The sequence below is a fragment of the Marivivens sp. LCG002 genome (assembly GCF_030264275.1).
GTDB lineage: Bacteria > Pseudomonadota > Alphaproteobacteria > Rhodobacterales > Rhodobacteraceae > Marivivens.
Genome location: NZ_CP127166.1, coordinates 183,170 through 197,009 on the forward strand (window position 1 = coordinate 183,170; position 13,840 = coordinate 197,009).

The window sequence follows — 13,840 nt, forward strand, 5'->3', positions numbered from 1 at the left end:
GTTTTGTTCATATCTTCGATCCTCCGCACGACCCCGTTACAAAGATTTGGGAACGATTGCGGGAACGTTCCCAAAAGTGCATTGCCAGCGACCGCTGTCAAGTGTAATAATAAAACAATAACGCGAGATGCATCGCGGGAGGGGCCATGGATAGCGACGAAAATACAATGAAATCAAAGTCTCGCGTGACTTTGCACGATGTCGCACGAGAAGCTGGCGTCTCTAAGTCTACGGTTTCAAGAATGCTGGACGAGCGGTTGCCGAACTCCGACTCACCCAAAGCGCGTCACGTAAGACAGGTCGCTCTTAGGCTTGGATATGTGCGTGATCTCTCCGCAGCGAACCTACGCCGTGGATCGACGGGAACCATCGGCGTGATTGTGCCCCGCCTGACCGATACAGTCATGGCCATGTTCTACGAAGCAGTGAGTGCAGCTGCCGCCCAACAAGGACGCTTTGCAATCGTCGCCACCACAGACGACAATCCCGAAGCAAGCCGCAAAGCCGCAGAAGCCTTGATCAGACGCGGCGTGGACGGCCTGATCCTGACGACCGCACGCGAAGGTGACAACTTCGGCGAAGAATTGCGCGCACGCGGGGTCCCCTTCGTGTATGCGCTTCGCCATAACGGAGAGAGTGCGGCCTCTGTCGGCGACGATCAGCTTGGCGGTTATCTGGCCACGCGCCACCTGATCGATCTCGGCCACCGCAGGATCGGTATCATCGCCGGACCAGATTATGCGACAAGCTCGCGCGGCCGCCTCGCGGGCTATCATCTCGCGCTCAGTGAAGCCGAGATCGCACCTGCTCCCGAACTGATCGTGCCGTCGACCTTCAGCATTGAATCGGGTGAAACCGCAGCCAATACGCTTTTGTCCTTGGCAAAGCCGCCGACTGCAATCTTTGCGATCAATGACAACACGGCCATAGGCAGCATGTCCGCAATTGCGCGCGCAGGACTGTCCGTGCCCAACGATATTTCACTTGTCGGCTATAATGACATTCCGATCGTGAGCCGTTTGCCCGTGCCACTGACAACTGTGCGCGTGCCCTTTGATCGTGTTGCAGAGGTCGCATTGGCGCTCCTCTTCGACGACTCGTCAGAGCGCGGCGTGCGGAAAATCACGCCGAGCCTGATCCCGAGAAAATCGACAAGCCCGTTAAACTAATCTTTGCGACTGTCATCGAACTCTTGAAAAAAGGACCGACGTTTTGCGTCGGTCCTTTCTTTATTTACGCAGACTCGAGTGTGTCCTCTGGAACCGCCGCGCCCGTCATATAGGCCACGGCATCCGACATCGTGTGGTTCTTCGGACTGATCTCGCACAGACGCGAACCGAGGCGGTGCACGTGGATACGGTCAGCCACTTCAAAGACATGCGGCATGTTGTGACTGATCAGGATGATCGGAATACCGCGCGAACGAACATCAAGGATCAACTCCAACACACGGCGGCTTTCCTTGACACCCAAAGCGGCTGTCGGCTCGTCAAGGATGATCACCTTGGACCCAAAGGCCGCAGCACGCGCAACAGCCACACCCTGACGCTGACCACCCGAGAGGGTTTCGACCGCCTGATTGATGTTCTGGATCGTCATGAGCCCAAGCTCGGAGAGCTTTTCCCGGGCGAAGTCCTGCATCCGTTTGTGGTCCATCTTGCGGAACAGCGTTCCCGCGATCCCCGGCTTGCGCCACTCGCGACCCAGAAACATATTTTCGGCAATCGAGAGCGCAGGCGAGAGCGCAAGGTTCTGGTAAACCGTCTCGATGCCTGCATTGCGGGCTTCTTGGGGGCGGCGGAAATCGACCTTTTTACCTTCAAGGTAAATCTCGCCGTGATCCGGCACCACAGCACCCGAGAGTGCTTTGATCAGGGTCGATTTGCCTGCACCGTTATCACCGATAACGGCAGTGATCTCACCTGGATAAAGGTCGAAGTCTGCGCCATTCATCGCAACGACCTGACCATAGCGCTTCATCAAGCCACGAGCGGAAAGAACGGGTTGAACTTTGGTCATTTCGTGGCCCTCCGCAGCCATTGGTCAAGAGCAACAGCGGTCACAACAAGGCACCCTGCCGCAAATTGTTGCCAGTAATCGTCCACACCTGCGAGGCTGAGGCCGGTGGTGAACACCCCAACGATGATGGCGCCCAGAACCGAACCCACGACCGACCCGCGACCACCGAAGAGAGAGGTGCCGCCGATCACAACGGCGGTGATGGACTGAAGGTTGACGTCGTCAAACCCGATAGGAGAGATCGAACCGACACGTCCCGCGGCAACCCAGCCGCCGAAGGCGCAGATCACACCGGCAAAGGCATAGACTTGAATAAGGGTGCGGTTGATGCGGATACCAGACAGCATCGCAGCATCAGGGTCATCGCCGATCGCATGCACATGGCGGCCCCAAGCGGTATGGTTCAGGATATACCAGACCAGAAGCGCCAGAAGCAAAAGAGCCACAACACCATAGGTGATCTGGAAGCCGCCGAAACGGATCGAGTTTCCGAACCAGAGGATCGACGGAGCTACTTCGCGGATATCGGACCCACGGATCGACTGGGACGCGGAATACCACAGCTTGAGCGCGGTAAAGATCGACAAGGTTCCGAGCGTCACAATGAAAGGCGGCAGCTTGACATAGGTAACGAGTATACCGTTGAACCACCCCATCAAACCGCCGAAGAAGAGGCCGATGGACACCGCCATAAAGGGCGGGAGGCCGACACCGACGGCCAGTTTACCCATGATGATCGACGACAGCACAAGGATTGCACCGACCGAAAGGTCGATCCCCGCCGTCAAGATGATCAGCGTCTGCGCAACCGCGACGATCCCTGTCACAGTCACCTGTTTGAGAACGAGCGAAAGCGTTCCGGGAGTCATGAAATTGGTTGCGATCGCTCCAAAGAACAAAACGCTGAGCAACAACACCAACGCAGGAATGGATGTCGGATAGTTGCGAAGAAATTTGCGAAGCACATGTGTAAACGAACGGTCGTCTTGGGCAAATGCGGCTACGGCTTTATCCGCTTTTTCCAATCCGGCTTCAAATTCATTGATTGGTTTTTTGGGTGTCGACTGATCACTCATGATGTCCTGTTCCCTCGGAAGTTTTGCAAAGGTCGCCTGAGGTGGACCCTTTATGGACAAGGGGCAGCACAAAGCCACCCCTTGCCGAAGTTCAAGCTATGAGCGAGGTCTTAGCCCCAGCAGAGCTCGAGGCCTTTTGCGCTGTCGATCGACTCTACGCCGTCAACAGGAGCATCGGTGACAAGGTTCACACCGGTGTTGAAGAACGTCAGACCTTCGGAAGCCGAGGGCTTGGAGCCGTCCTTGATGTAGGCAGCAACGGCTTCAACGCCTTTGGATGCCATCAGGAGCGGATACTGCTGCGACGTCGCACCGATCACGCCTGCTTTGACGTTTTCAACGCCAGGGCAGCCGCCATCGACGGAGACGATAAGAACGCCTTCGGTCTTGCCAGCGTTCTGGAGCGCTTGATACGCGCCTTCGGCGGCGGGCTCGTTGATGGTGTATACAACGTTGATGTCAGGGTCTTTTGCGAGGAGGTTTTCCATCGCGGTGACGCCGCCTTCAACAGAAGCGTTCGAGGTTTCGTGACCGATCACGCGCGGATCGGTTTCGGAACCCATAACCGAGAGATCCGGAACTTCGATACCGAAGCCGACAAGGAAGCCGGTGTCGCGAGCAACGTCGACCGAGATGTTGTCCTTGTTGATGTCGAGCATTGCGATCTTGGCGTTCGCAGCTTCGTCACCAAGGGTAGCAGCAGCCCACTTACCGATCAGAAGACCTGCTTCGAAGTTGTCGGTCGCAAAGGTCATGTCCTGAGCTTCAGGATCAGCAAGCGGCGTATCGAGTGCAATAACAAGAACGCCTGCATTGCGTGCATCGATCAGAGCCGGGGTCACCGAGTCGTTCGAGGCGGTGATCAGGATACCCTTGGCACCAGCGGCAACACAGTTCTCGATTGCGGTGATCTGGGGTGCAGCGTCGCCATCGGTCACACCGGCAAACGCCTTGAGTTCCATGCCAAGCTCGTTCGCACGTGCTTCAGCGCCTTCGCGCATTTTGACGAAGAACGGGTTGGTGTTGTTTTTGGTGATGAGGCAAAGCGAACCTGCCGAATGGCTTTCTGCAGCAGCAGCACCGGCAAAAGCGATCAGAGCCAGAGCGGACCCAGCGAGTAGTTTTTTCATGTGTTCCTCCCAAGAACATTAAGCACAGCCACCCTCTTGGCTGCGCAGGTCCCGCACCGATTCGAAGCGGGAATGACCAGATCAAACGCGATTCGGAACGTTCCGTCAATAAATAAGTAAGATTGATTTATTTATTGACGGAACCCTCTTCTACGCTCCAGTGTTGCGCGATGTGAGGAATGAAAACACTGACCATTCCAAACAAAACAAATCAAATCCTGGCTTTCAGAGGACAACGAAACCGGTAGATCAGCGCAGAAACAGCGACAGAGAACTGCGGAAAAATCATTTCAAGACAGCAGGTTAAGTTAAGCGATGCTCGAAGCGAATCCAGAAACAAAAGTCACCGACTCCGCGGTCTTCCGCGGATCGAACCAGTCTGGCTTGCGCGATCATAACGAGCGCCTTGTCCTTTCGCTGATTCAACGGTTCGGCCCGAAACCTGGGGTGGAAATCGCTCGCCTCATTGGTCTTTCATCGCAAACCGTGTCGGTCATCCTTCGAGATCTTGAGACCGAGGGCCTGATCAAACGGGGCACGCCCCAGCGCGGTCGCGTCGGTAAACCGTCCGTCCCGATGATGCTCGACCCTTCGGGCGCCTTTTCCATCGGTTTGAAAATCGGACGCCGTTCTGCCGACCTCGTTTTGATCGACCTTGTGGGTGAGACCCGTCTCCATCACACAGTCACCTATCGCTTTCCAAAACCCGACCCGCTTCTGGCCTTCGTCAATGAGGGGATCGAACGTTGCGCACACTTACTTCCCGCGGGCAGCTTTAAACGGATTGCGGGCATCGGAGTGGCGAAGCCGTTCGAAATCTGGAATTGGCACGAAACCATCGGCGCGCCGATGGCGGATATGGAGGCCTGGCGCGCATTCGATTTCGAAGGAACAATTTCCCGCGCGACGGGGCTTCCCGTCTATATCGAAAACGATGCAACTGCCGCCTGTCGGGCCGAGAACACCTCGGGGCGTGGGCGGGAATTTCGTGATTTCGCGTATTTCTTCATCGGCGCCTTTGTCGGCGGCGGCGTGGTGCTCAACCATTCGATTTTCGAGGGTTTTCACGGTAACGCAGGGGCTTTCGGGTCCCTACCCTCGATCGACAACCAATCGGGCGCAGAGCAATTGATCGACGCGGCATCGCTCTATCTTTTGGAAAGCCGATTGGCCGAGAGCGGGCTGGATGCGACCCGCATGTGGGAACCCCCACATGATTGGAGCGAATTCGAAACCCACGTCGATCTCTGGATCGAACAGGCGGCCGAGCACCTTGCAAGGGCTGCAATGACGGCCTGTTCGGTCATCGACTTCCAAGCGGTTCTCATCGACGGCGCCTTTCCCGAAGCCGTTCGCAAGCGACTTGTCGAACGTGTGCGCGCGTTGATCGCTAACCTCGATACGCGCGGCCTTGTCGTTCCGCGCATCGAAGAAGGCCTCGTGGGGCGCAATGCCCGCGCCCTTGGCGCGGCCTCAGCCCCGATCTTTGCGCAATATCTGATCAATACGAATGGCCGATTGGCTTCTGTCTAGAAGGCGCGGTTATGGCCGATCTGGAAAGAGCATTACGGCAACGATAGAACCGTCGGGAGCACGGTCTTATGGCTCGGGCGCATAAGCGCACCTTGCTTGGCCTCCACAAGATAACGGCCCGCCGCAAAACCGATCTGTCGTCTTGGCGTAATGGTCGTCGCAATCCGCACCGGAAGGGTGCGGGTCATTTCAAGCCCGTTGAAACCCGCAAGGATAAGCGCGTCACCCACCGCGATGCCTTGGGCAAGACAGGAAAACACACCTCCCAAAGCCACATCATCATTGGAATAATAAACACAGTCGAGATCGGGATGCGCCTGCAAAATCTCGGCGGTAAGCCGTCGCCCCGCTTCGGTGCTTGAATGTTCGGGATCATGCCGCATCGCGACAAGCGCAAGGCCCGCCGCCTCGAGAGCCGCTTTGAACCCCTCCAAACGGCGACCTGCACGAAGATCATGCGCCAGACCGCAACCGACATAGCCGAAACGGCGTCGACCTTGGGCAATCAAAGCCTGTGCCATCTCGCGGCCCGCTTCGAAATGTGAAAACCCGATTGCGGCACCCAACGCGTCCCCATCCGTATCCATGATCTGGACCACGGGAACAGCGGAAGCGGCCAATAGTTCCCGCGTCTTGTCGGATTGATCAAGCCCCGTCACGATAAGCCCTGCGGGGTTCCACGACAAAAGGCTCTTGATAAGCTCGAACTCTTTGGCGGGGTCATAGTCCGTCACACCGAACATCGGCTTGAGACCACTTCCCTCGATCCCCTGTGCGATCCCCGACATGACCTCGGCAAAGACGATATTATTCAGGCTCGGAACCACAACGCCGATCAGGTTCGATTTGCTGTTCGAAAAGGCGGTGGCCAAGGGATTGCCGACGTATCCCGTTTCCCGCGCCGCTCTTTCGACCTTGTCGATATTTTCGCGCGACACATCAGGCGCCCCGCGGAGCGCACGCGACGCAGTCATCTTGCTCACACCTGCGACAGCGGCAACATCCGCCAAAGTGATCCGATGTTTGATTTGCAAGACCGACTTACCCCGAGTGGAAATGACATTGACGACTGGTATCGATACCGTTACCGATACCAGTATACGGTAACGCGATCAAGCAACATCAAAGAGTGTCCAGAATGTCTCAGAAAACAAAAGTGGCGGTGATAGGTCTAGGCTCGATGGGCTTTGGCATGGCCAATTGCTGCCTCGGAGCGGGCCTTGAAACATTCGGCTATGACGTGAACAAGGACGCCGAAGCGCGGTTCAAAGCCTTGGGCGGGGCCGGCGCGCCGCTCTCCGATGCCATTCAGGCAATCGACGCCGCCCTGATTGTGGTTCTGAACGCCGCTCAAACCGAAGCGGTCCTCTTTGGCGATGACGGAATTGTATCGCGGATGGCCAAGGGGGCCGTCGTGATCTCGAGCGCAACAGTTTCCCCCGATTTTGCCCGCGACATGGAACGCAGATGCGCCGCTTTCGGCGTGCACTATCTCGACGCGCCGATTTCGGGTGGCTCGCTCAAAGCGGCTTCGGGCGATCTCACCATCATGGCCTCTGGCTCGAAAGAGGCATTTGCCAAAGCAGCGCCCGTCCTCGACGCCATTTCGGCCAAAATCTTCGACCTTGGCGAAAGCGCAGGACCGGGTTCGGCTATGAAAGCCACGAACCAGCTTCTCGCGGGTGTCCATATCGTTTCGATGGCCGAAGCGCTGACCTTCGGCATGACCCAAGGCATCAGCCCCGAAACCTTTCTCGAAGTCATTTCCCAAAGCGCAGGCACGAGCTGGATGCTCGAGAACCGCGCGCCCCATATCGTCGATGGCGATTATACCCCCCGTAGCACTGTGAACATCTGGCCCAAAGACCTTGGGATCGTGCTCGACATCGCCAAGGACGCCAAATTCAGCGCCCCGATCACGGCAGCCGCGATGCAACAATATCTTGCCGCCGCAGGCATGGGGCTCGGCCTCGAGGATGACGCCGCAGTGACCAAAGTCTATGCGCGCAATGCGGGTCTAACCCTGCCTGAAAAGGACAAATAATGACGACCGTCCTAGGCTGTATCGCTGATGATTTTACCGGCGCGACCGACCTTGCGGGGTTGTTGGCACGCAGTGGGGTCAAGGTCTCGCTCAGGATTGGAGTGCCAACCGAAGCGCCGACCGACACCGCACCTTTTGAAGTCATCGCGCTCAAGATCCGCACCGAACCCGTCTCCGAGGCGAATGCCCAAGCCCTCAAAGCGCTCGACTGGCTAAAGCAGGCGGGGGCAGAGCGCTTCTTCTGGAAATACTGCTCGACCTTTGACTCGACCTCCGAGGGTAATATCGGCACGGTCGCGGAAACCTTGATGGCAAGCCTCGGCGCGGATCAAACCATCTATTGCCCCGCTTTCCCCGAGAACGGCCGTTCCATTTTCATGGGGAACCTTTTTGTCGGACGGTTGCCGCTTGCCGAAAGCCCGATGAAAGATCACCCGCTGACCCCGATGCGGGACAGCAATCTCATGCGACTTCTGGCGCCTCAAGTCACGGGCAAAGTCGGTCTCATCGACCGCCTGACCGTCGCCAAAGGACCTTCAGAGATCAAACAGGCGCTCGCATCGCTGCGGAGCGAAGGTATCGCCCATGTGGTCGCCGATGCGGTTGCGGACCAGGATTTGGCCCTCATCGCCGAAGCTTGCCGCGACCTCAAGCTGATGACGGGCGGCTCTGCCATCGCGATGCCCCTCCCCGCACTCTATATCGCGGACGGAACCCTCTCCGCCGATGCGCCGCGCGCGTCCATCCCGACATTAGAGCGAACCCGCGTTATCCTCTCGGGAAGCTGCTCGGCGATGACCAATGCGCAAGTGGCCCATTACATCGCCCAAGGTCGCCCCGCATTCCGGCTCGATCCTCTGGAACTTGCCGAAAACGGGTCAAAAGCCGCGCTGGACTGGCTCTCAGAGCAGGATCTGACCAAGGCTCCGCTTGTCTATGCCACCGCAGCCCCCGAAAGCGTGCGAGCGGCCCAAGAGCGGCTTGGTGTGGCAAAGGCAGGTGCGATCGTCGAGACCGCGCTGGCCGATTGTGCCAGCCAGGCCCGAGACCAAGGTGCGCGCCAGATCGTCGTCGCAGGCGGCGAAACATCGGGCGCCGTGACCCAAGCGCTCGGGGTCTCCCGACTGGAGATCGGCCCTGAAATCGCACCTGGCGTGCCGTGGTGTTTCTGCCGCTCGAACGGAACCGAGATTGCCCTCACGCTCAAATCCGGCAACTTCGGGACCGAGACATTCTTTTCCGATGCATTCACCAAGCTAGAGGTCCACTGATGTCAGAGTCCAAACTGCGCGAAGAAATATGCCTCCTCGCCAAGTCGATGTTTGACCGTGGCTTGACGGGCGGGTCTACGGGAAACATTTCGGCCCGCACCGAAGACGGCGGCCTGTTGGTCTCTCCGACGGGCACTTCTTTCGGTCGACTTGATCCCGCGCGCCTGTCGCGTTTCGACGCCAAAGGCGTGTTGGTCGGCGGCGATTCCCCGACCAAGGAAATGCCGCTCCACTCGGCATTCTATGAAACGCGTTCAACTGCGGGCGCGGTCGTGCATCTCCATTCCTGCCATTCGGTGGCATGGTCGATGATGCCCGGCGTGGACGAAGATAATTTCCTGCCGCCTCTCACCCCCTATTCGATCATGAAGCTCGGCAAGGTAAAGCTCCTTCCCTTCTTCATGCCCGGCGATCCTGCAATGGGTGAAGCCGTGCGTGGACTGGCGGGCAAACGATCTGCCGTGATGCTGGCCAACCATGGCCCCGTTGTCGCGGGCAAAGACATCGAGACCGCCTGCAACGCGATTGAAGAGCTCGAGGATACCGCACGGCTCGCCATCTTGATGCGCGGATATGACGCCAGAATGCTCAGCCCCGAACAGGTGCAAACCGTCGTGACCAAATTCAATGTGGAGTGGGACTGATGCAATTTTCCGCAAATCTCGGCTTTCTCTGGACCGACCGCCCCTTGCCTGACGCCATTCGGGCGGCAAAAGCTGCAGGCTTTGACGCGGTTGAGTGCCACTGGCCTTATGATACGCCTGCCGAGGAAGTCCTTGCCGCGCTCAATGAAACGGGGCTGAGAATGCTTGGCCTTAACGGGCGGCGCGGCAATGTAGTGGGAGGCGAAAACGGCCTGACCGCGCTCGTCGGCCGCGAGGAGGAAGCGCGTGCCGCCATCGACGAAGCTCTTGCCTATGCAAACCATCTGGGAACCCCCAACGTGCACATCATGGCGGGCTTTGCGAAGGGTGACGCGGCGCGCAGAACCTATGTCGAAAACCTCCGCTATGCGTCGAGCGAAGCCGCCCCGCTCGGGATCACGATCCTGATCGAGCCGCTGAACAAATACGACGCGCCGGGTTATTTCCTCTCGACCACGGGTCAGGCGCTCGCAATCATTGAAGAGATTGGCGCACCCAACCTCAAGCTCATGTTCGACTGCTACCATGTGCAACTCATGGAAGGCGACCTAAGCCACAAACTCGCGGACCTCCTCCCCCATATCGGGCATATCCAGTTCGCTTCTGTTCCCGATCGCGGCGCGCCTGATCATGGTGAAGTCAACTACGCCCATATCTTCAAGCGGATCGGTGAACTCGGCTGGCAAACGCCGCTTGGTGCTGAATACAAACCGATGGGCGACACCGACGCGACACTCGGCTGGCTCGAGACCCTGCGCTAGGCCCTGCGGCAATCTATTGCTGGTTCCAATCGTGCTGATCCGTTAGGGAGCAGCACGTAATTCGATCGAACCAACGGGTGCCGCCATGACCATCGCCGCAACACACCGCTCCGAACTCCTCATGCCCGCAGGCTCGCTTGAGCGCTTGAAAGTTGCGGTGCTCTACGGGGCTGATGCGGTTTATCTCGGCACGCCCGACATGTCGCTGCGCACCAAATCCAAATTCTCGCTCGAAGAGATCAAGGAAGGCGTCGAATTCGCCCACGCGCGCGGCGTGCGCATTTATCTGACCCTCAATCTCTTTACCCACAACAAGGACATCGAAAAGCTTCCTGCCTTTGTCGAAACGATCAAGGACATCGGCCCCGACGGTGTGATCATCGCCGATCCGGGCGTCTTCAATTTCGTCCGCAAACACGCACCCGATCTCAAGCTCCATGTCTCGACCCAAGCGAACGTGTGCTCGTGGTTGACCGTGGACTACTGGAAAGACATGGGCGCAGATCTGGTCGTTCTCGCCCGCGAGGTCACCTTTGCCGAAACCGCCGAAATCAAGGAAAAATGCCCCGACATCCGGATCGAAAGCTTTGTCCACGGCGCGATGTGTATGACCTATTCGGGGCGCTGCCTCCTGTCGAACTTCATGGCAGAGCGCGGCGCGAACCAAGGCAACTGTGCCAACTCTTGCCGCTGGCACTACAAGGTCCACATGAAGCTAAAGGACGGCACGATCAAAGAGCTGCCCCTGACCGAAGAGAACCTCGAACTCTTCGAGTTTGTCCTCGAAGAAGGTGGCCGTCCGGGGGAATTCATGCCCATCGAAGAGGATTGGCGCGGCTCCTATATCCTGAACTCCAAGGATATGTGCCTGATGCCCAAGCTCGACGATCTTCTTCGCATCGGTGTCGACAGCCTCAAAGTCGAAGGGCGCAACAAAAGCCCCTATTATGTCGCCACCGTGGCCCGCGCCTATCGCCGTGCCATCGACGCCTATTACGCCGATCCCGAGAACTGGAAACCAGAGCCTTTCATGGCCGAACTCGAAGGCTCGACCAACCGCGGCTTTACGATCGCCTTCCACGAAGGGCGGCTCCAGAACTATGCCCATAACTACGATCACACAAAGGCTATGGCGCCTTGGGAATATGCGGGCATGATTACCGAGACGCGGCAAGACGGTCTTATCCTGAGCGTCAAGAACCGCATCGACGCGGGCGACGTGATGGAATTCCTTCCGCCCGATCCGACCGCCGAACCCGTGCTTCTTCGCCTCTATGACTTTGCACTGGACGGAAAAACCGACGAGCCCGTCGATTACGTTGTCGGAAGCAGAAACGACAAAGTCTTCATCCCCTATTCCGCTTTTGATCGCGAAGATCCCCAGTCGGTCAAAGACCGCTTCCCGCCCTTTACCATCGTGCGCAAGGAATCGATGCTGGCCGAGGACGAATGGCGGCGCATCAAGCTCGACAAAACCGCACAGCAAATCGAACTTGGCGCCCCCAACCGCGAAGGCATCTATAAAAAGCAGGTCGCCAAGCTTCAGGACGCCATCGGCACCGAGAACATGGAAAAGCGCGCCCGCACATCGCGCAAGGGCGTCGAGGGGTGCTGCGGACGCGGCTGTAACGGCTGTCTGATGTTCTGGAACGATCCCGAGTACGCCAAGGCACGAGAGCTGCTCAAGGCGCGGAAATCAGGCGAAATTCAGATGCTTGACCGCGATATGCGAGAGAAAAGCGCCTAAATCGAAACAGGCATCGGCAAGTGACGAACCCTAGAGCGCAACCAATGCGCCGCGCTTGCCGATCACCTTGGCCGACACGTTGCACCCCGCCTTGACCGCCGCTTCCAATGAGTGACCCTCATAGAGCGCAGCCAGAAATCCCGCATTGAAACTGTCGCCTGCCGCAGTCGTATCCACCACATCCGCAACGGTCTGCGGCTGAATTTCGGTCTGTCCTTCGGGCGCCGACACAAGAACAGATGCAGGACCGTCTTTGACGATCACCGTCGCGCAGCCCGCCTCGTGATAGCGTGCCGCAGTGGCCGCTTTGTCCGCATCCCCGAAAATTTCCGCTTCATCCTCGAACGAGGGAAGAACGATATCAGCAACACCTGCCCCCTCCATCGTGCCAGCGCGCATCGCATCATGGGACGCCCAAAGCCGTGGCCGTAGATTGGTATCGAGCACCACGCGCACGCCTTGGCTTCTCGCCTCCGAAATCACCCCAAGCAGCCTTGTGCGAGCCGCAGGTGCAAGGATCGCAAGCGTGATCCCCGAAAAATAGAGCGTATCACCGCGCGAAACGGGCAAAGTCACAAGATCGTCCGCAAGCGTTTTCGCGGCAGAGGTATCGCGCCAATAGGAAAAGCTCCGCTCCCCGTTCTTGAGCGAAATCATATAGAGTCCGATATGCCCACCCTTACGCTCGATCAACTCGGGCGTAATGCCGCTCTGGCGCATGAAGCCCGCCATCTCTCGCGAAGGCGCGTCATCGCCGATTGCCGAGAAATAGGCGACCTCTACGGCCTCGGGCGCAAGTTTGCGAAGATACCACGCGGTATTGAACGTATCCCCCGCGAACCCCGTTGCCAAAAGCCCCTCTCCGGCAGGTGAAAGCTCGAGCATGCATTCACCGATCGCCAGAAACCTTTGGGTCATTCGAGATCCTCGAAATACTGAGCGTGTTCGACACGGATACGCGGAAGGACTGTCAGAATGCGGCTGACGTGGCTACGCAGCATCTTTTCGGCAAGCTCGGTATCCCGCGACCTGATCGCATCAAAAAGCCGGACATGTTCGTCTTTGGCAAGCTGGCTGTCCGACGACAGGGTCAAGAACCGCACACGGTCCATCTGGGCCTTTTTCTCGCGAATAAGGGTCCACACATGCCCGTGTCCCGCAATTTCGCAAATCGTCTTGTGAAAGGTCTCGTCCAGATCGTGGAATTTCTCGCGATCCCGAGTATCGACCGCGCGTTGCTGATCTTCGATAAGCTGCTCCAACTCGGTAAGATCGGCCGAGGTCGCACGCTTGGTCGCTTCGATCACGCAAGCGGCCTCGAGAGCTTCACGGACGAAATGCGCGTCCCGCACGCCCTTTTCGGAAATCTTGGTGATCAGGGTCGCCCGCTGCGGGCGGATCAACAAGAACCCTTTTTCCGACAAACGGAAAAACGCGTCCCGCACGGGCTGTCGCGAAACACCGAGCTGTTTGGAAATATCGGCCTCGGACACTTTGGTCCCGGGAGGCAGATCAAGCTTGATGATGGCACGATACATGGCGTCGAAAACCTGATCGGTTGTCGACATGACGGGCGCGGGAATGAGTGATCTGAGCTGGTCGTTCATTGTGCCCT

The 13,840-nt window shown here is 57.9% G+C and carries 13 protein-coding genes; 7 read left to right on the forward strand and 6 right to left on the reverse strand.

What is annotated here, in order from left to right:
- The first annotated feature begins 146 nt into the window (after positions 1–146).
- A complete protein-coding gene (locus QQG91_RS15375) occupies positions 147–1,169 on the forward strand; it encodes a LacI family DNA-binding transcriptional regulator (protein WP_285772433.1) in 1,023 nt (340 codons plus the stop codon).
- A gap of 64 nt (positions 1,170–1,233) precedes the next feature.
- Here the strand turns inward: QQG91_RS15375 and QQG91_RS15380 are convergent, their stop codons facing one another.
- From QQG91_RS15380 to QQG91_RS15390, 3 genes are all read right to left on the reverse strand, one after another.
- A complete protein-coding gene (locus QQG91_RS15380) occupies positions 1,234–2,019 on the reverse strand; it encodes an ATP-binding cassette domain-containing protein (protein WP_285772434.1) in 786 nt (261 codons plus the stop codon).
- Positions 2,016–3,095, reverse strand: coding sequence for an ABC transporter permease (locus QQG91_RS15385; protein WP_285772435.1), 1,080 nt, complete (start codon positions 3,093–3,095; stop codon positions 2,016–2,018). The genes QQG91_RS15380 and QQG91_RS15385 overlap by 4 nt, the downstream gene beginning before the upstream one ends.
- 110 nt (positions 3,096–3,205) lie before the next feature.
- On the reverse strand, positions 3,206–4,225 hold the full coding sequence (locus QQG91_RS15390; protein WP_285772436.1) for a substrate-binding domain-containing protein: 1,020 nt from the start codon (positions 4,223–4,225) through the stop codon (positions 3,206–3,208).
- A 315-nt stretch (positions 4,226–4,540) separates the two neighbouring features.
- On the opposite strand from QQG91_RS15390, the gene QQG91_RS15395 reads away from it, so the two are divergent.
- Positions 4,541–5,758, forward strand: a complete 1,218-nt coding sequence (locus QQG91_RS15395; RefSeq protein WP_285772437.1) for an ROK family transcriptional regulator — start codon at positions 4,541–4,543, stop codon at positions 5,756–5,758.
- 32 nt (positions 5,759–5,790) lie between these two features.
- On the opposite strand, the gene QQG91_RS15400 is transcribed toward QQG91_RS15395, so the two are convergent.
- A complete protein-coding gene (locus QQG91_RS15400; RefSeq protein WP_285772438.1) occupies positions 5,791–6,792 on the reverse strand; it encodes a LacI family DNA-binding transcriptional regulator in 1,002 nt (333 codons plus the stop codon).
- A 77-nt stretch (positions 6,793–6,869) separates the two neighbouring features.
- On the opposite strand from QQG91_RS15400, the gene ltnD reads away from it, so the two are divergent.
- The 5 genes from ltnD (at position 6,870) to QQG91_RS15425 (ending at position 12,225) form a co-directional block, all read left to right on the forward strand.
- Complete coding sequence (gene ltnD, locus QQG91_RS15405) at positions 6,870–7,802, forward strand: L-threonate dehydrogenase (protein ID WP_285772564.1); 933 nt, start codon at positions 6,870–6,872, stop codon at positions 7,800–7,802.
- Positions 7,802–9,073 carry a 3-oxo-tetronate kinase gene (otnK, locus tag QQG91_RS15410; RefSeq protein ID WP_285772439.1) on the forward strand — a complete coding sequence of 424 codons (1,272 nt, stop codon included), beginning with the start codon at positions 7,802–7,804 and terminating at the stop codon, positions 9,071–9,073. The genes ltnD and otnK overlap by 1 nt, the downstream gene beginning before the upstream one ends.
- Complete coding sequence (gene otnC, locus QQG91_RS15415) at positions 9,073–9,717, forward strand: 3-oxo-tetronate 4-phosphate decarboxylase (protein ID WP_502881606.1); 645 nt, start codon at positions 9,073–9,075, stop codon at positions 9,715–9,717. Before otnK ends, otnC begins: the two co-directional genes overlap by 1 nt.
- Positions 9,717–10,478 carry a hydroxypyruvate isomerase family protein gene (locus QQG91_RS15420; RefSeq protein WP_285772440.1) on the forward strand — a complete coding sequence of 254 codons (762 nt, stop codon included), beginning with the start codon at positions 9,717–9,719 and terminating at the stop codon, positions 10,476–10,478. The genes otnC and QQG91_RS15420 overlap by 1 nt, the downstream gene beginning before the upstream one ends.
- A gap of 85 nt (positions 10,479–10,563) precedes the next feature.
- Positions 10,564–12,225, forward strand: coding sequence for a U32 family peptidase (locus tag QQG91_RS15425; RefSeq protein ID WP_285772441.1), 1,662 nt, complete (start codon positions 10,564–10,566; stop codon positions 12,223–12,225).
- Positions 12,226–12,255: 30 nt separating this feature from the next.
- Here the strand turns inward: QQG91_RS15425 and QQG91_RS15430 are convergent, their stop codons facing one another.
- Positions 12,256–13,143 carry a sugar kinase gene (locus QQG91_RS15430; protein WP_285772442.1) on the reverse strand — a complete coding sequence of 296 codons (888 nt, stop codon included), beginning with the start codon at positions 13,141–13,143 and terminating at the stop codon, positions 12,256–12,258.
- Positions 13,140–13,832: a GntR family transcriptional regulator gene (locus QQG91_RS15435; RefSeq protein WP_285772443.1), complete on the reverse strand. Its 693-nt coding sequence runs from the start codon at positions 13,830–13,832 to the stop codon at positions 13,140–13,142. Before QQG91_RS15435 ends, QQG91_RS15430 begins: the two co-directional genes overlap by 4 nt.
- Positions 13,833–13,840: the final 8 nt, after the last annotated feature.

Excerpts from the sequence above, each read along its gene's own strand:
- otnC (WP_502881606.1), top strand. The coding sequence starts at position 9,073 with ATGTCAGAGTCCAAACTGCGCGAAGAAATATGCCTCCTCGCCAAGTCG.
- QQG91_RS15430 (WP_285772442.1), bottom strand. The coding sequence starts at position 13,143 with ATGACCCAAAGGTTTCTGGCGATCGGTGAATGCATGCTCGAGCTTTCA.
- QQG91_RS15435 (WP_285772443.1), bottom strand. The coding sequence starts at position 13,832 with ATGAACGACCAGCTCAGATCACTCATTCCCGCGCCCGTCATGTCGACA.
- QQG91_RS15385 (WP_285772435.1), bottom strand. The coding sequence starts at position 3,095 with ATGAGTGATCAGTCGACACCCAAAAAACCAATCAATGAATTTGAAGCC.
- QQG91_RS15425 (WP_285772441.1), top strand. The coding sequence starts at position 10,564 with ATGACCATCGCCGCAACACACCGCTCCGAACTCCTCATGCCCGCAGGC.
- QQG91_RS15375 (WP_285772433.1), top strand. The coding sequence starts at position 147 with ATGGATAGCGACGAAAATACAATGAAATCAAAGTCTCGCGTGACTTTG.
- QQG91_RS15420 (WP_285772440.1), top strand. The coding sequence starts at position 9,717 with ATGCAATTTTCCGCAAATCTCGGCTTTCTCTGGACCGACCGCCCCTTG.
- QQG91_RS15395 (WP_285772437.1), top strand. The coding sequence starts at position 4,541 with ATGCTCGAAGCGAATCCAGAAACAAAAGTCACCGACTCCGCGGTCTTC.
- QQG91_RS15390 (WP_285772436.1), bottom strand. The coding sequence starts at position 4,225 with ATGAAAAAACTACTCGCTGGGTCCGCTCTGGCTCTGATCGCTTTTGCC.
- QQG91_RS15380 (WP_285772434.1), bottom strand. The coding sequence starts at position 2,019 with ATGACCAAAGTTCAACCCGTTCTTTCCGCTCGTGGCTTGATGAAGCGC.
- otnK (WP_285772439.1), top strand. The coding sequence starts at position 7,802 with ATGACGACCGTCCTAGGCTGTATCGCTGATGATTTTACCGGCGCGACC.